General features: G+C 40.5%; 20 protein-coding genes and 1 pseudogene. 10 read left to right on the forward strand and 11 right to left on the reverse strand.

Annotation, left to right across the window (positions count from 1 at the left end; all coding sequences use genetic code 11):
* Positions 1 to 76 precede the first annotated feature (76 nt).
* The 4 genes and pseudogenes from P4361_RS20230 to P4361_RS20245 form a co-directional block, all read right to left on the reverse strand.
* Positions 77 to 967, reverse strand: coding sequence for a recombinase family protein (locus tag P4361_RS20230; RefSeq protein WP_328090795.1), 891 nt, complete (start codon positions 965 to 967; stop codon positions 77 to 79).
* A gap of 150 nt (positions 968 to 1,117) precedes the next feature.
* A complete protein-coding gene (locus tag P4361_RS20235; RefSeq protein ID WP_248251256.1) occupies positions 1,118 to 1,750 on the reverse strand; it encodes a type 1 glutamine amidotransferase family protein in 633 nt (210 codons plus the stop codon).
* 75 nt (positions 1,751 to 1,825) lie between these two features.
* Positions 1,826 to 2,788 (reverse strand): YafY family protein, encoded by a 963-nt coding sequence (locus P4361_RS20240; RefSeq protein WP_328090722.1) that lies wholly within the window; start codon positions 2,786 to 2,788, stop codon positions 1,826 to 1,828.
* A gap of 64 nt (positions 2,789 to 2,852) precedes the next feature.
* A pseudogene (locus P4361_RS20245) lies at positions 2,853 to 3,047 on the reverse strand (helix-turn-helix domain-containing protein); the annotation flags it as partial.
* A gap of 144 nt (positions 3,048 to 3,191) precedes the next feature.
* Here P4361_RS20245 and P4361_RS20250 point away from each other — a divergent pair.
* Positions 3,192 to 4,139, forward strand: a complete 948-nt coding sequence (locus tag P4361_RS20250; RefSeq protein WP_328090724.1) for a YafY family protein — start codon at positions 3,192 to 3,194, stop codon at positions 4,137 to 4,139.
* Between the two features lie 78 nt (positions 4,140 to 4,217).
* Complete coding sequence (locus tag P4361_RS20255) at positions 4,218 to 4,622, forward strand: VOC family protein (protein ID WP_248254562.1); 405 nt, start codon at positions 4,218 to 4,220, stop codon at positions 4,620 to 4,622.
* A gap of 243 nt (positions 4,623 to 4,865) precedes the next feature.
* Here P4361_RS20255 and P4361_RS20260 read toward each other — a convergent pair whose 3' ends face one another.
* Positions 4,866 to 5,360, reverse strand: coding sequence for a DinB family protein (locus P4361_RS20260; RefSeq protein WP_328090726.1), 495 nt, complete (start codon positions 5,358 to 5,360; stop codon positions 4,866 to 4,868).
* 292 nt (positions 5,361 to 5,652) lie between these two features.
* Here P4361_RS20260 and P4361_RS20265 point away from each other — a divergent pair, with 292 nt between their 5' ends.
* On the forward strand, positions 5,653 to 6,315 hold the full coding sequence (locus P4361_RS20265) for a Type 1 glutamine amidotransferase-like domain-containing protein (protein ID WP_328090727.1): 663 nt from the start codon (positions 5,653 to 5,655) through the stop codon (positions 6,313 to 6,315).
* 176 nt (positions 6,316 to 6,491) lie between these two features.
* Here P4361_RS20265 and P4361_RS20270 read toward each other — a convergent pair whose 3' ends face one another.
* The 4 genes from P4361_RS20270 to P4361_RS20285 form a co-directional block, all read right to left on the reverse strand.
* A complete protein-coding gene (locus tag P4361_RS20270) occupies positions 6,492 to 6,740 on the reverse strand; it encodes a hypothetical protein (RefSeq protein WP_328090728.1) in 249 nt (82 codons plus the stop codon).
* Positions 6,727 to 6,879 carry a hypothetical protein gene (locus P4361_RS20275; protein WP_328090730.1) on the reverse strand — a complete coding sequence of 51 codons (153 nt, stop codon included), beginning with the start codon at positions 6,877 to 6,879 and terminating at the stop codon, positions 6,727 to 6,729. Before P4361_RS20275 ends, P4361_RS20270 begins: the two co-directional genes overlap by 14 nt.
* Before the next feature lie 70 nt (positions 6,880 to 6,949).
* On the reverse strand, positions 6,950 to 7,360 hold the full coding sequence (locus P4361_RS20280; RefSeq protein ID WP_328090731.1) for a cupin domain-containing protein: 411 nt from the start codon (positions 7,358 to 7,360) through the stop codon (positions 6,950 to 6,952).
* A gap of 119 nt (positions 7,361 to 7,479) precedes the next feature.
* Positions 7,480 to 8,226, reverse strand: a complete 747-nt coding sequence (locus P4361_RS20285) for an SDR family oxidoreductase (RefSeq protein WP_328090732.1) — start codon at positions 8,224 to 8,226, stop codon at positions 7,480 to 7,482.
* 177 nt (positions 8,227 to 8,403) lie between these two features.
* Between P4361_RS20285 and P4361_RS20290 the strand changes: the two genes are divergently transcribed.
* The 7 genes from P4361_RS20290 to P4361_RS20320 all read left to right on the forward strand — a co-directional run bounded on the left by P4361_RS20290 (position 8,404) and on the right by P4361_RS20320 (position 13,618).
* The gene (locus P4361_RS20290) at positions 8,404 to 8,949 is read left to right on the forward strand and encodes a TetR/AcrR family transcriptional regulator C-terminal domain-containing protein (protein WP_328090733.1); all 546 of its coding nucleotides are present in this window, start codon (positions 8,404 to 8,406) and stop codon (positions 8,947 to 8,949) included.
* Between the two features lie 148 nt (positions 8,950 to 9,097).
* Positions 9,098 to 10,081, forward strand: a complete 984-nt coding sequence (locus tag P4361_RS20295; protein WP_328090734.1) for a tRNA-dihydrouridine synthase — start codon at positions 9,098 to 9,100, stop codon at positions 10,079 to 10,081.
* A gap of 421 nt (positions 10,082 to 10,502) precedes the next feature.
* Entirely contained in the window at positions 10,503 to 11,339 is an 837-nt protein-coding gene (locus P4361_RS20300; RefSeq protein WP_328090736.1) for a metallophosphoesterase family protein, read from the forward strand.
* Positions 11,340 to 11,413: 74 nt separating this feature from the next.
* Positions 11,414 to 11,713, forward strand: a complete 300-nt coding sequence (locus P4361_RS20305; protein WP_328090737.1) for a hypothetical protein — start codon at positions 11,414 to 11,416, stop codon at positions 11,711 to 11,713.
* A gap of 149 nt (positions 11,714 to 11,862) precedes the next feature.
* Complete coding sequence (locus tag P4361_RS20310; protein ID WP_328090738.1) at positions 11,863 to 12,834, forward strand: SHOCT domain-containing protein; 972 nt, start codon at positions 11,863 to 11,865, stop codon at positions 12,832 to 12,834.
* 66 nt (positions 12,835 to 12,900) lie between these two features.
* Positions 12,901 to 13,275 (forward strand): hypothetical protein, encoded by a 375-nt coding sequence (locus tag P4361_RS20315; protein WP_328090739.1) that lies wholly within the window; start codon positions 12,901 to 12,903, stop codon positions 13,273 to 13,275.
* Between the two features lie 79 nt (positions 13,276 to 13,354).
* Entirely contained in the window at positions 13,355 to 13,618 is a 264-nt protein-coding gene (locus P4361_RS20320; protein WP_328090740.1) for a hypothetical protein, read from the forward strand.
* Positions 13,619 to 13,714: 96 nt separating this feature from the next.
* Here the strand turns inward: P4361_RS20320 and P4361_RS20325 are convergent, their stop codons facing one another.
* Together P4361_RS20325 and P4361_RS20330 are read right to left on the reverse strand one after the other, a co-directional pair.
* Positions 13,715 to 14,152 carry a VOC family protein gene (locus P4361_RS20325; protein ID WP_328090741.1) on the reverse strand — a complete coding sequence of 146 codons (438 nt, stop codon included), beginning with the start codon at positions 14,150 to 14,152 and terminating at the stop codon, positions 13,715 to 13,717.
* A 117-nt stretch (positions 14,153 to 14,269) separates the two neighbouring features.
* Positions 14,270 to 15,220, reverse strand: a complete 951-nt coding sequence (locus tag P4361_RS20330; protein WP_328090742.1) for a helix-turn-helix transcriptional regulator — start codon at positions 15,218 to 15,220, stop codon at positions 14,270 to 14,272.
* Positions 15,221 to 15,272: the final 52 nt, after the last annotated feature.

A 15,272-nucleotide genomic window follows, 5' to 3' on the forward strand; every position in this document is an offset into this window, starting at 1 on the left:
CTGCTTCTATTCAAATGTTGGGGCGGCAAATCGGTAATGAATTACAGGTGTGCCGTCTTCTTTTACATCGATCCGATTAATCAGGTGATGAAAAATTTTGTGTTAATTCATCAAAGTCTAGAAATTGGAGAAGCTCTTGTTTTAGTTTGTCGATATTATCCATGACTGTCTCACTTTCCAGTATTGAGAGCATTTCATTTTTCTTTTCCGAAAGTTGAGCAAGTTCTTGATTGTTATCTTCCACCATCTCCAAATACTCGTCATGTGTGATTTTTTCATCGGCGAGCATATTGATGAATTTCTTTTTTCGAGTTTTTAACATTTCGATTTGCTTGTTGAACTTATCCATCTTTTGTTGGATATCCTTCTTTGATTTCTTCGACTTTGCTTCCAACTCTTTCAAATACTGTTCTTTATCAATTTCTTGAACGAGTTTTCGTATATCATACAAAATCGTTTCTTTAAGATGCTCCTCTTTAATCGTGTGAGCGCTACAAGCTTTTTTACCATGACGAGCATAATTGCAGCAAATGTAACCACTCGGTCGATTACTCCTATACCACATTCCCTTTCCGCAATCCGCGCAAGAAAGAATGTTCGTAAATAAGTGAAGCTTCGGTGCTGTAATGAATTTCTTCCGCTGCTTCATCAAATTTTGCACGGCTTCAAACATATCTCGTGAGATGATGGGTTCATGAGTATTCTCAATGATATACATATCATCTTTGTCTTGATTCTTTCGTTTTTTACTTGTAACACTTACTGTGGTGGTGCGCCCTTGAACTAAATCCCCAACGTAATGAGGGTTTGTGAGAATGAGCTTGATCGTGGAATCATTCCATTTGTTACTCGCATTTTTCTTCCCAGCAACATCAGCTGGTGTTTTGACACCTTCATTGTAAAGTCGTCGTGCGATACTTTCGCGACCGCTTCCTTCAGGGTACTCCTTGTATATTCGTCGGACAATATCAGGCGTCCCAGTTTCCTAGTTCTTCAAACCACTCCATGTAAGGGTAGCGTCAGGAAAATGCGGATTTACAACGATAAGGAAATCCCAAATTAAAAAGCCCAACTTCTCTGCAAATCAAAATAGAGAAATTGAGCTTTTTTAGTTACTTCATTTATTTATGGAATTCATTAACTGGAAGAAGTATTCAGGTTTATGAGTCTTATTCAGGTTATACCATGAATGTAATGTATCTGATGCAAATACATCTAATTTTTTCAGTACTTCCATCGCAAATTCAAGAGGAGCTATTCCTGATGCAGTAACTAAATTCGCATCAGATACCGCAGATCCCATCTCATAGAACTTTTCTCCTTTATAGTTAGGACAAACCATTTTAGTGTATTCTAAATTATTACTTGTATGCTTTCTAGTATCTAAGTATCCCATATTCGCAAGGGCCTCAGTTGCACCACAAATTGCAGCAACAATAGTGCCAAGCTTTAAAGCTTGGCCAATTCTTTCCAAGATAGGCTGATGAATTTCTTCACTCCAAGTAGTCCCTCCTGGTAAAATTAAAAGATCTTTACTCTCAAGAGTACATTCATCAAGGGAAATATCTGGTTTTATGCTCAGTCCTCCCATCGTAGTAATCATTTCTTTATTAGCTCCTACTGTAATTACTGTTAAAGGTGATAAATCTTTTTTGAAATATCTTCCTGAGTTTAGTTCAGCAATTAAATATCCATATTCCCAGTCCGACATTGTATTAAATACATATAGAAAAACTTTTTTTGTTTGCATCCAATAACACTCCCAATCACAATTGATACAGCAATTATAATAAAACTTCCCTGACAGCTATCGTCAGGGAAGTTATCATACTTGATGAAATTTTATTAATTCCGACAGAACTTCAACAAGTCTTTTCTTAAGACTTATTGGCTCAATAACTTTAATCGATTTATTGTACGGTAAAAGTAGATAAGGTACATATGTATGTATTATATCTTTTTCAAGAAGAAAAACGGCTTGATTTGAAGTCCGTTCTTGTAAATAATGTCCTAAAAACCAATGTTGGCAAATATCATTCAGCGTACTTTCATTTCCATTAATAACTAAAGAAGTAATCCCTTCCTTATCTTCTATAGTTGGAAGAAGATTTTTTATAAAAAAGTCACGTGCTGAAAAATTTTCTGGCCGGTTAAACTTATTTTCGGTTAGCATGAGACTTTCAATTCGATCTACTCTAAAACTACGGATATCATTCCTAAGATGACAAAATCCAATCACATACCACTTATTATTCCAATAGATAATTCTGTACGGATCGACCAATCTATCATTTAATTGCTTTTCGCCGCTTTTATGGTAAAGAATTTTTACTGAGTACCCGTCAGCTACGGCCTGCTCCAACTCCTTCAAAAAAGGTTCCGTAGAGAGTGAACTTAATCGACTTATTACTTCAAGACTAGTTAAATGTTGGTTTAACTTTGTTTCCTGCTCTTGATTTGAGTATTTACTTAGTTTTGAAATGGCCCTATTTAGTGCTTCACCTCCATAATACCCGGCTTCTTCTGCAAAAACAGCAGCGTGAAATAGTGAAGTTTGCTCCTCAATATCAAAAAAAAGAGGAGCCTCAATAAAATGGTTCATTAAAGTGTATCCACCGTTATGTCCTGGTTCTGAAATGATAGGTACGCCACTTATTGAAATTGTATCAATATAACGATACACAGTCCTTATATTCATCTCTAACTTTTCTGAAATTTGTTTTGCAGTAATTTTTTCACCTGAACGAAGCATCCATAGAATGGCTAACATATTGTCAATTTTAGGCATATAACTCCACCTCTATATGAAACTTATTTTCTATTATATATTTCCTATTTTTTGGTATGAACCATCAACTTTTCCTTTCCGATGGCTTTCTATATAATGAGGCCCTAGACACATTCGTAATTTCACAAATTTGATTTACAGTCATATCTCCCTCTTTATAAAGCTTAACCGCATAATTCAATCTTGCATGATTTTTATGGTACATCTTTAACAGACCTTTAAAATTTCCTTCTTTCTTAGCCGGTTCAATCGAATAACGCCAACAGAAGCCTTTAATTATTTTTAGAGATTCTCACTTAGATGTCAATACAATTCAATGTAAAAAAACTCCAGATTCACTAAATCATCTTCTCCATTAAGATATGGTATGTTTATTTTACAATGAACATGTAAGGGAGAACCGATGAACAAAACAGACCGTTTGTTAGCCATCGTACTGAATTTACAACGTAAAGACGTTGTACGGGCCGGAGATTTAGCAACCCAATTTGAAACTAGCGTGCGAACCATCTACCGCGACATCCAAGCACTGTGTGAAGCCGGCGTACCGATAATAGGAGCCCCTGGGACAGGATATTCCCTTATGAAAGGCTATTTCCTGCCCCCAATTAGTTTTACGGTTCCAGAAGCCGTGAGTTTGCTGATTGGAACGGACTTTATCGAACAACAATTTGATGATGATTATCGTGTCAAGGCTCAAGATGCCCGCGGCAAAATTGAGGCCATTCTTCCTGAGAGCGTACTCGATGAAACATTTCGTGTACGCAAGGCTATCCGTTTGCTCATTTCTGATAAGCATCTTAATCAGTCAAAAGAAAAAGAATATCTAGAAAAGATCCGTCGAGCGATATTAGATGAGAGAAAGATTGGATTTCATTATTCAAAAAGACATGCAGATTCGGAGGGGAAACGACATAGTGTTCGTGTCGTTGCTCCCTATGGATTGGTGCTAGTTGAAGGATCCTGGATGCTCGTAGCCCGGTGTGATCTGCGCCAAGAAATTCGTCATTTTCGCTTGTCCCGGATGACAGAATTGATAGATTTGGGGGAACGATTCGAATTACCAATACATTTTAACTTAAGGGAGTACACCCCTCTGGATGATCGACACTTACTCGTCCGCCTTCGATTTAACAATGAAATCGCTGATAAGGTGAAGGAATCAAACTTTTATTACATAGAGGATATGGAAGAGCATCAAGATGGATTTCATGTGGTCTTACGTGTTCGTCACTTGGACGAAGTGTTGCAATGGGTCCTTGGTTGGGGGAGTGATGCATTTGTTTTGGAACCTAAATCACTCCGAAATGTGATTCGTGAGGAAGCCCAAAAAATCTTAAAACGCTACTGACATACTGGTGTCAGTAGCATCATTTTATAATCGGAGTAAGTAAACATAAAGAGGTGAGAGATAGGAAGGATGGTAACTGTGAATTTTGCTTCTGTACGTATCATTACCGACGACGTGGATCGTCTTGTCTATTTCTATGAAAAAGTCATGGGTGTTTCGGCGGAACGCCCTGCGCCTGTATTTGCCGAACTTGTTGTGCCATCGTGTACCCTTGCGATCGGCCATTCGCAGACGGTACCACTGTTTGGAACTGGTTCCGCAGTGGCGGCCGATAATCACTCTGTCATTATTGAGTTTCGCGTCCATAATATTGATGCCGAATACGAGCGCTTGAAACCGTTTGTAGACGAGTGGGTAAAGGAACCGACCACGATGCCATGGGGAAACCGTGCTATGTTGTTCCGTGATCCCGACGGAAACCTAGTTAACCTCTTCGAGCCGGTGACCGAGGAGGCTATCAAACGGTTCAGCCGAAGGGGTTGAAGGAAAAGTTTGAGTAAGCATAAGGTGAATACTACTACACCATTGCTATCTGCCATCACCATCCAAGCCACGTTGAGGTAGTATCGCAGATGATTTTAAAAGAAGAAGCAGGCTCCCGTTAAGGGGAAAACCTGCTTCTATTCAAATATTGGGCGGCAAATCGGGTAATGGTCATCGGTATGTTGCTTTTTTTTACATCAATCCGATTGAACAGGCTAATACTGTAAAGCTGATGAACCTTATTTAAGAGCTGTGTTTCCGTGCCCAAGCGCCTTGCAATTTACTGAGTAGCACAATTTGACCAATATGATATGCGCCGTGCATGGCTAAACTCTTCATTTCAAGCACTAATGGATAATCTTCTCCGGGGACCTGTCTGTACATATCTTCATGTTCTGATCTTGCCAGTGTTTTTTCAAGTTCACGATGAACATAAAAGTATTCTTGCTTGGTTTCCTCCCAATTTTCTAATGTCTCTGTCGGTAATCGGAATGTAGATTTATTATTTTCTGCCTGCGGTTCATTCTCTGTTTCACCAAGAAATCGCATCAGATATCTCTTTTCATAGAAAAGTAAATGACAAACCAATTCCCAAATGGAATTCATTTCTCCATCCGCTGGTTTCCACATGGCTTGTTCAAAAGTGATATCCTCCAGCACTTTTTCAAGCGGTGGAAACCATTCCTCTTTATCTAAGCAGCTTGCCCATTGCTCTAACAAAAGCGTCTTTGCTTCCATTTGCTATTCCCTCCCATTTAATTCCTTTAATAGATCATCCATCGGTCAAAATACATTTGCGGCATGTGTTTTGGCATAACTTACATTTCCAGATGAACCATCTCATTACCTTCTTATTTTTCTCTTGACTCTTGCTGCACCCTTATATAAACATTAAGATAAACAACAACCATATTGGGCCAGTTTGATTCTTGTATGACGCAAAGCTGTCCCAGTTAGAGTCCGCAGCCACATTTTAAAAAGTCAGAAGAAGCAAACGTCAGACACACAAAAAGATGAGGAGTTGAAGGTTATGAAACTTTTGCTTACATCTGGAGGCATCAAAAACAAAAGCATACATGACGCGTTGGTTGACATGCTGGGCAAGCCGATTGCCGAGTCTAGCGCTCTTTGTATACCCACTGCGGTGTACGCCATACCCGGTGGTGCAATGAACGCATGGAAGTTCTTGAATGGACAATCCGGCGCACCGATGTGTGAGCTGGGCTGGAAGTCAATGGGGGTGCTGGAACTCACTGCGCTGCCGAGCCTCAGTAAAGAGCATTGGATTCCTATGGTCAAGGAGACTGACGTTCTGTTAGTGGATGGCGGTGATCCATTGTATTTGAGTTATTGGATGCGGCAGTCCGGACTGGCAGAACTCTTGCCGTCGCTGCGTTCAGTGTATGTGGGACTGAGTGCCGGGAGCATGGTGATGGCGCCGAACATCGGGGAATTCTTCGTTAATTGGACTCCACCCAGCGGAGGCGATGAAGGGCTGAATCTGGTGGATTTTGCGATGTTCCCGCATCTGGAGCACGAGATGCTGCCGTATAACACGATGGCTAATGCAGAGAAATGGGCAGCCGGGATACAGGGGCCTGCGTATGCAATGGATGATCAAACCGCCATCAAAGTGATCGATGGAGAGGTCGAAGTTGTATCCGAAGGCCAGTGGAAACTGTTTGCTCCATGACCTTACTCTGCTGCTAGTTTCTTGGAGGTGCAATCTCGAATGCAACGTACTTCAAAGCCTAAGTGAAAAGCAAATTTAAAAGCGGGAGCCCTTTGTGGCTGTCCGCTTTTTTGTGTTATTCATTTTGTATGATTTTAGCCAATAGGATAAAGCCGTTTAAGCAAAGTCCGTTAAAATCATGATCTGGAAAACTGCTGCCTCGGCAGCATCACATGGTTTCTAATTGAGATAGCGGCCAGGCCGAAGAGCAATGACAGGATTCCGGCCAGGCCGATGTATTGGATACCCATTTCTGTTATGAGCAGCCCGCCTGCAGCTGAACCCAAGGTTGTTCCAAAGTTGCAGGAGGATATAAATAACCCGTTAGCAAAATCAGGTGCTTCGGGAGCTGAAGACATAATCAAGTATTGATTAATATTGGCCATGATTCCACCAGCCAGTATGCCCCAGATGAAAGTGATCGGCAATGGAAGGCAGCAATCCGATAACTCCCATTTCGGTATTCAAGATGCCGAAAACTCCGATGGTCAATATGAAAATCAACAAATGATTTCGTTTAGCCAAAGAAACAACTCCTCTCCAATTTCATAAGTTGACCCCAAAGAGAAACAAGGGGGCAACTTTCTAGATATCTTTATTTTAATTTGCTGTATTCCTCATCTGTGACGGGTTCCAGCCATTCCGGTGTACCTGCAGTGATGGCAATGTGTTCAAACCAGCTGTCTTTTGCCGCGCCGTGCCAGTGTTTTACACCATCATGGGTGACGATGACGTCTCCTGCTTTTAAGAATTGAGCGGGTTTACCTTGTTCCTGGTACCACCCTTCACCGCCAGTTACTAATAAAAGCTGAAATCCATCCCGGTGAATGTGCCAGTTATTTCTGCATCCTGGTTCAAAAGTTACATTCCCAACGCCAACACTTACTTCAGGATCCGCAATCAATGTTTTAAGATAACTTTGTCCCGTAAAATAGCGGGCAAAGGCTTCATTTTTTTCGCCTGATGGAAAAATCACACCATTTTTTACTTCTTCATGTTTTGCCATTTTCAATTCCTCCTGATTTCGTTAAATGGATTTGAGAAAGAAAATAAAAGGCTGCCGAGGTTTTCCCGGCAGCTAAGCCTACATCAAAATGGCTCTTCGTTTTATTTATAGTGCAATGATTACCACGGCTGGCTTGTCGGTCCAATCGTAAACTCATTGATGTTCGTATCTTCCGGCTGATCAATCGCAAATGCCACAACATGGGCCACCCGGTCAGGTGTAATTCCATATTGTTCGTACAGCGCAGTCATTCCTTCTGAAGTATTCTTATCTGAAATGGTATCCAGCAATTCCGTATGGATCGCTGCCGGATAAATCGTTGCTGTACGAATGTTGGTGCCTTCCTGGGCAGATTCCATACGCAAGACTTCCATCAGATCACGAACCGCCCATTTGGTTGCGCCATAAACTGCACCGCCCGGATAAGCTTTAAGCCCGGCTACGGATGAAGTAGTGATGATGTGTCCAGACTTTTGCGATGTAAATGTCGGCAATACGGCGGCAATTCCATTCAATACACCTTTTATATTAACGTCCACCATCAGGTTCCACTCGTCCATTTTTAATTGAGAAAGCGGTGAATTGGGCATGATTCCAGCGTTCAGGAAGATCACATCCACACCGCCAAAAGTGTCTTTCGCCAGTTGAACCAGCTGCTGGCTATCTTCTGGATTAACCACATCTGTGACGCGATAAACGGCTTGTCCGCCATTCGATTTAATTTCTTCAGTCAATCGTGCCAAACGGTCCTCACGTCTTGCGCCAAGTACCACCTTTGCGCCTTTCTCAGCCAAGAGCTTTGCCGCAGCCTCCCCAATGCCTGAACTTGCGCCTGTAATGATAACAACTTTATTTTTAATGGACATTCCAATTACCATCCTTTCAAGTAAAATAAACTACGATTGATGTTTTCTCGACATCTGTCTATAATTTAAAATAGAAATACAAGCCAAACAATCGTTAATTTAATCCGATTCGTTGTTTACACAACAAATTCATATAGATTGTCGACTATCTCTCAAGAAAGGTATGGTTAATAAACAATGGCAAAAGTGGATAGAAGGGTTGCCAGAACCCAAGACGCAATAAAAACAGCATTCCTTGAATTGATGTCCGAGAAAAATTTCGACAGCATCACGATCCAGGATATTTCGGACAGGGCAAACGTCAACCGAGCAACAGTGTATCTTCATTACCTGGATAAATACGATTTGCTGGATAAGATCATAGAGGAGCATATCCAGAACATGGCCAGCCTTTGTGAGGAAGATGCGGATATGGAGTGGATTGAAGCGACAGTCCACTGCATGGAGTATCTAAAAAGCAATTATTTGTTTTTTTCAACGATGCTGACAACGGAAGGAGCCCAATATTTCCGCAGCCGGTTCGTTCAGTACAATATGGAAGAATTCAAAAAAGAGGTGGATATCACCACAGGCAAAAATCTCGGCCAAAACGAAGAGATCGTTGCCGAATTTGTGGCAAATGCCTATGTGGGCGTAGTGGAATGGTGGATAAAGAACGGAATGCCTTATTCTTCGGAGGAAATGGCGGAAAAAGTGGGGGATTTATTGGAGAGAATAATATAGATGGTGTACAGAGAGTAAATATTTTCAATCAGATTGAAAAAAAGTAGTAACACATGGTATAAGTGTAAAGGAAGCAGGACATCTTGCTTTTTAATTTTGGGATTAATGGTTTGTTAAGGGTCCCTCATGAGAGGATTTGGATTACAACATGAAAGACAATTTTTGGCGTGAGTTACCACGGCCATTTTTTATACTAGCACCAATGGAAGAAGTGACGGATGTTGTGTTCCGTCATGTCGTAAGTGAAGCAGCTAGGCCAGATGTGTTTTTTACAGAGTTCACAAACAGCGATAGTTATTGCCACCCTGAAGGAATTCGAAGTGTAAAAGGACGGTTGACGTTTACTGAGGACGAACAGCCAATAGTAGCTCATATATGGGGAGATAATCCTGAAAACTTCCGTAAAATGAGTATCGGTATGGCGGAAATGGGCTTTCAGGGAATCGATATCAATATGGGCTGTCCTGTACCGAATGTGACACAGAATGGGAAGGGAAGCGGTCTTATCCTTCGTCCGGAAGTCGCGGCAGCGTTAATACAAGCAGCCAAAGCAGGGGGATTACCTGTCAGTGTAAAGACTAGGCTTGGTTTCACGGAAGTAGACGAATGGAAAGAGTGGCTGAAACACATCTTGAAACAAGATATTGTCAATCTATCCATTCATTTGCGAACAAGAAAAGAAATGAGCAAAGTAGATGCTCATTGGGAGCTGATACCGGAGATTAAGAAGCTTCGTGACGAAGTGGCACCCGATACCCTTCTAACGATTAATGGGGATATTCCTGACCGTCAAACGGGCTTGAAGCTCGCAGAACAATATGGTGTCGATGGGGTGATGATCGGACGCGGCATCTTCCATAATCCATTTGCCTTTGAAAAGGAGCCGAAAGATCACAGCAGTAAAGAATTGCTTGGTCTCTTACGACTGCATCTGGACCTCTATGATAAATACTCACACTTGGAGCTGCGCCCGTTTACGGCTCTCCACCGCTTTTTCAAGATCTACGTCAAAGGATTCCGAGGGGCAGGCGAATTGAGAAATCAATTAATGAGCACAAAGTCGACAGATGCCGTGCGTGAGGCGCTCGATACCTTTGAGTCAGAGAATCTTGAGGGTATGGGGGAACTGTAGAAGTATTCTTATTCAATATAATTGCTAACGGAATCAGGTGATACTGGTTCCGTTAGTTTTTTTGTGAAATCACCAACATCTCATGTGTCACAGATGACTTTGAACCAAGGGGCTGTCCAGAAAGTCGAAAATTGACCTTCAGGCAGCCCCTTTTTGGCTTGAAAAATCTTCAATGAAAAGTTAATTGAAGTGGAAGGTGCGAGACTCCTGCGGGACTAGCGTGACAGGTGAGACTCCCGCTGGTGCTTGCACCAAGAAAACAGCTTACAGACCTCTTGGACAGCCCCTTTTTTATATGTTGCTAAAAATCCCGCCAGATAGAAGAATTGATTGATAACAAATTAAAACTCACACGAATTACCAACTAATGGTAAAATGGGAATATTCGTTTTTTTTAGATAAGCTTGCAGGAGGACAAATCATGGAACATAAGATTGCATTGCTGGCAGATGTCCACGGAAACGCCAGTGCCTTAAAAGCAGTTATTGAAGACTGCATCAAAGATGATGTCACGGACTATTGGTTTTTAGGTGATTTAATTATGCCCGGGCCTGGAGGAAATAATTTATTTGAACTATTGGATCGTGTGAATGTTACTGCCTATGTTAAAGGAAACTGGGAAGACTGCTTCCTTGACGTATTGGATAAGGACATTGATTTAGAAAACGCAACTGATATTTATGTTTCCAGGTTGGTTCAATACCTGTGTGAAAATTTGGATGATCATCATATACAATTTATTAAAAAGTTGCCTTTACACCTTACAAAACAAGTGAATGGCCTTTCCATCAGCATTAGCCATAATTTACATAGTAAAAATTATGGTGGAGATTTGTGGCCCACTAATAGCCAGAAAAATTTTGATCAGTTATTTGTAAATGAAGATGATGATATTGCGATTTATGCTCATACCCACCAGCAAATTTTACGATATGGCAGCAATGGTCAATTAATTATTAATCCAGGATCTGTCGGACAGCCTCATTCTAAATGGAACAAGCTACATTCTGACCTACGTGCTCAGTATGCGGTTCTTGAAATTGATAAAACGGGAGTTGCGGAAGTCAAATTTAAAAAAGTTGCCTATGATGTTGAAAATGAAATAAAGAACGCAATTGACAATAACCTTCCCTATTTAGATTTATATCAGGAAATGCGTGAGACAGGAAAAACGTATACACATGACATTGACCTATTACAAAAAATCAATGACAGACTTAATTACAAACGGGAAATCATTAATTATTTTGGGCTTTAAAGTGTTCCTGATATCGTTTCCCAAGAAAGAAAATAAAGTTTAAATATGTTCCTTAGAGAAGAGGAGGAGAAGACATGAACTACCTAAAGTATTATATTTTGCTTATCATTGGGACAGTCATATTTATATATAATGACATTGCTGCAGGAATAGTAGGAGGGAAGATGGTATTAGATGATAAATACAAAGACTACTTAGTATTCTCGAATCCTCCATATACTGCACGTAATATCAGTGAAATCGATAAAATCTTATATTCTGCACAAACTTCAGGTTACCCTTACATTGCTATCATCGCTTTGATTTTTATCGTAGTAGTTATAGTTATGATGAGAAAGAACAAATCAAAAAACAAAAATGGAAGTCGAACTTAACAGAAGAGAATCGAGGATAGATCTTTTGAACAGATTCGATTGTTAGAAGGAAAACGTGAGAAATTTATCGAAATATGTAATTAGTAAAATTTACAAAAAAGATTATCCTGAATCTAAGGATGAAATCTTTGTGAAAGGAAGTCAGAGTTTTGAGCAATACAGAGAAAAGTAATTCATTGGAGTTAATTATAACAAACGCATTAAAAATACCAGGAGTTAAGGTAAATCGGACGGAGTTTTTATCCAAAATCTTGGCAGACCAAATAGAATACAATGATCTTGTAATAGTATTGGAAAAAGGTCCTATTGAAGCAGGAGTAAATATTAATACGTTAGATAAATTGGCTAAATCCTTAATAGAGAAAAGAACTCTTCAAAGTACGGGGGCATCATTTGCAGCTGGATTACCTGGAGGTTTGGCAATGGCAGCTACCATTCCAGCAGATACTCTTCAATTTTATGGGATTTCCTTGAGATTAGCTCAAGAATTAGCCTATATATATGGGTATAAAGATTTGTGGGAAGATAACCAAGTAGATGCAGAAAGAGTAAGAGGAGAGCTTACTTTATTTTTAGGAGTTATGTTTGGTGTGGGCGGTACTGCTTCAGCATTAAAGGTATTATCTTCAAAAGTAGCACAACAGGTGTTAAAAAAGCTCCCTCAAAAGGCATTAATGAAGACAATCTATTACCCGATTTTTAAAAAAGTAGCGTCCACCATAGGAGTAAAGGTGACAAAAAAAACCTTCGCCCAGGGAGTATCAAAAGCCATCCCATTATTGGGTGGTGTTATTTCAGGTGGATTAACCTATGCTTCTATGAAACCAATGGGCACCCGATTAAGAACTACATTATATGAGTCGGTAAATAATTACTCCAAGGATGATTTGGACAGAGACTTACAAAATATGAAAAGAGAAATGCCAGATTTTATTGATGCAGAGTTTACGGATGTAGAAGAAGACCTCTCAAATGATAATGTGATGTTTAAGGAACAAAAGGTGGTTTTTAGTGCTGCTGATGAGATATTAAAGTATAAGCAATTGTTAGATATGGGAGTTATAACCCAGGAAGAATTTGATAGAAAGAAAGAAGAATTATTATTCAATTCTACTCTATAGTTTTGAGTGTAAGCTAAGCCTCCATTTGTTTATGGAGGCTTATTTACGATAGACAGGTGATGATCATTGGGGTTGATGCTGGCCTTCGAAGCTGTCTGTGAAATTGCCAAGAATCATCTAGTCAAACATATTGTCAGCTTAGGTGGAGCATGGATAAAAATATTAATATCTAATGGTTTCCATCCAACGGTGGATATAACTGTAAGAAGTTCAAAGAATACGGTGCTCGGCAGGCTGATGAAATATGAAATTAGCCCATCGGCTCTCCCTGTTGTAATTCACTTAGTTCCAAATGTAGTGAAATTTCCTACAAGACCAAGTGTAGTTAATGAGATGAGAAGAATGTTAGAAGAGGCACCATTGGAAGTATTTGAACGTGCTCATTTGGATAAGGGCGATTTTATTCAAATAAACAAAAAACTGTACAAGCAACTTATATAAATTACATTATATTTATTTTAACCATTCCACTAATGAGTAAAGGGGGGCAAGAACAGATGTAAATGGAAAGGGAACTCCTTTGATAAGCGGAATTTTTGAGGAATTCAATGATTCAGCAGGTTTGGAGTTGGCGAGACAGAATGCGGTTACTGAGTTGAACCAGGCGATGACGAAAAACAGATTGACGGTCAAACTGACGAGCGCCTACTTTGACGGAAATGTGGTGTCCGTTACGGGATTTGTAAATGATGAGGTTCTAACTGCAAAGGCATCGTCTTCACTTATCTACGAGACCGTGCAGAGGTACAGTTTTAAGCTGAAAAAACCCCATTCTTCAGTTTAATCTCTCTCACTTCGTTCCGGCGAAGGATCTCAAGCCCATTACGGTTGAGTTTCCATAAACATGAAAAAGCACTGCAAACCGCAGTGCTTTTTTATATTAATTGATTTTCTCCGCCAGCTCTATGATAATTCCTTCTGGTCCGCGGATGTAGCATAATTTATAAGTGTTTTCATAGTTCTGTATCTCGCCAAAGAGTTCTCCGCCTTTCTTTTTCAATTTGGCGACAATGGCTTCAATATCTTCAACCGCAAATGCAATATGCTGGATCCCCAGGGTGTTTGCATAAGAGGGCTGAATTCCTTTTTCATCTATAGGAGTATGGAATTTGACCAGCTCCAGCGTTGCCTCGCCATCCGATGTTCCCAGCATGGCAACCGTCTCTCTAACATCAGTAAGCCCAATGATCTGTTCCACCCATTTGCCTTCCACTTCTGCTTCTCCCAGCACCTTTAATCCAAGTTCAACAAAAAACGCTTTCGCAGCAGCAAGGTCCTCTACAATGATACCCACATGATCAATTCTGCGAATCTTCATGTCTACCTCCCATGTTCCGAAGTTTAATCCAGTATGCTTCTAAAGGAACTTCTCGATGGCTTCATCGTTTTCCTCTTTATTAACCAAACAGACATGGACTCATAAACAAAGTACTGCTTAGGGCCCGTATATACCTAACCTCTCTTCAATACCTTTCAAAACTTCTTCCGGCCTTTCCCTCACTTTGATATCTTCACCCAGAAACAGCAGCCAGTTGGTGATTTCCGTAAGTTCTTCCGGCTTATTCACATCGATAAACGTCTTAAGCAGAGCGGTGGTTTGGTAAGGATTTGTATACGAAATCGAAACTTTTAAAGGGTGGTATTTTTTGAACTGTGCGATGGCTTTTGGGCCAAGCTCCAGGACAAGGTTGATGGCTTCTTCCTGCTTGCTCAGTTTTTCCAGGATCTTTTTCTTGCTGATTCTTTTTTTAGGCGGATAAGGTTTCACAGCGGTGAGGTGATCGACAGGGATGATTTTCTTTTTTTCTTCCTGTAAGTCAAAGCCTTCGATCAGCCAGGCGCTTTTCTCGCGATAAAGGTGCAGGAGATAGATCGGATAAGACTCTTCTTTGATCGTGATCAGCAGATAGCTATCTACAAGAAGGGTTTGGATGAGTGTTTCGAGCATGGGATGGGGAAGGTCTGACAGATCAAGCAGGTCGGGATTGTGGGGATTGGTCCCTTCAAAAAGCAGGATCTGATTTAAAAGAACAAGCTCGTCCTGCTGATTTTCAGAGATAAGACCCAGTAATTTTTCAGCCAGTGACTGACGGCTCTTCAGGTAAGGAAGCTGCTGGTTTCTTGTGGCCATAAAGGCAATAAACAGAGCCTTCACTTCATTGTTGGTAAAGCGGACTTCGGGCAGGACAGAGTTGTGCATGACAAAATAACCGCCGTCCCTGCCAACCTCAGCGACAAGCGGCATCCCCATGGCCTCAATTTCTCTTATGTCTCTAATGGCGGTTGAACGCGAGATATTGAATTCCCGCATGATTTCTGAAACGGTAAAGTGGGCACGATTGTTGATATACCGCATAATGACATTGATACGCTCAACTTTTTTCATGAGGACTCCTAAACAGTATCATTTTTTGACATGATTTAAGGCTATGATATAC

The sequence above is a fragment of the Fictibacillus sp. B-59209 genome, from assembly GCF_036216745.1.
Classification (GTDB): Bacteria; Bacillota; Bacilli; order Bacillales; family Fictibacillaceae; genus Fictibacillus_C; species Fictibacillus_C marinisediminis.

Bases quoted from the DNA above. Each gene is read 5' to 3' on its own strand.
- P4361_RS20325 (WP_328090741.1), bottom strand. From the start codon at position 14,152: ATGAAGATTCGCAGAATTGATCATGTGGGTATCATTGTAGAGGACCTT.
- P4361_RS20305 (WP_328090737.1), top strand. From the start codon at position 11,414: ATGAACTACCTAAAGTATTATATTTTGCTTATCATTGGGACAGTCATA.
- P4361_RS20330 (WP_328090742.1), bottom strand. From the start codon at position 15,220: ATGAAAAAAGTTGAGCGTATCAATGTCATTATGCGGTATATCAACAAT.
- P4361_RS20300 (WP_328090736.1), top strand. From the start codon at position 10,503: ATGGAACATAAGATTGCATTGCTGGCAGATGTCCACGGAAACGCCAGT.
- P4361_RS20280 (WP_328090731.1), bottom strand. From the start codon at position 7,360: ATGGCAAAACATGAAGAAGTAAAAAATGGTGTGATTTTTCCATCAGGC.
- P4361_RS20285 (WP_328090732.1), bottom strand. From the start codon at position 8,226: ATGTCCATTAAAAATAAAGTTGTTATCATTACAGGCGCAAGTTCAGGC.
- P4361_RS20270 (WP_328090728.1), bottom strand. From the start codon at position 6,740: ATGGCCAATATTAATCAATACTTGATTATGTCTTCAGCTCCCGAAGCA.
- P4361_RS20260 (WP_328090726.1), bottom strand. From the start codon at position 5,360: ATGGAAGCAAAGACGCTTTTGTTAGAGCAATGGGCAAGCTGCTTAGAT.
- P4361_RS20290 (WP_328090733.1), top strand. From the start codon at position 8,404: ATGGCAAAAGTGGATAGAAGGGTTGCCAGAACCCAAGACGCAATAAAA.
- P4361_RS20250 (WP_328090724.1), top strand. From the start codon at position 3,192: ATGAACAAAACAGACCGTTTGTTAGCCATCGTACTGAATTTACAACGT.
- P4361_RS20240 (WP_328090722.1), bottom strand. From the start codon at position 2,788: ATGCCTAAAATTGACAATATGTTAGCCATTCTATGGATGCTTCGTTCA.
- P4361_RS20295 (WP_328090734.1), top strand. From the start codon at position 9,098: ATGAAAGACAATTTTTGGCGTGAGTTACCACGGCCATTTTTTATACTA.
- P4361_RS20235 (WP_248251256.1), bottom strand. From the start codon at position 1,750: ATGCAAACAAAAAAAGTTTTTCTATATGTATTTAATACAATGTCGGAC.
- P4361_RS20265 (WP_328090727.1), top strand. From the start codon at position 5,653: ATGAAACTTTTGCTTACATCTGGAGGCATCAAAAACAAAAGCATACAT.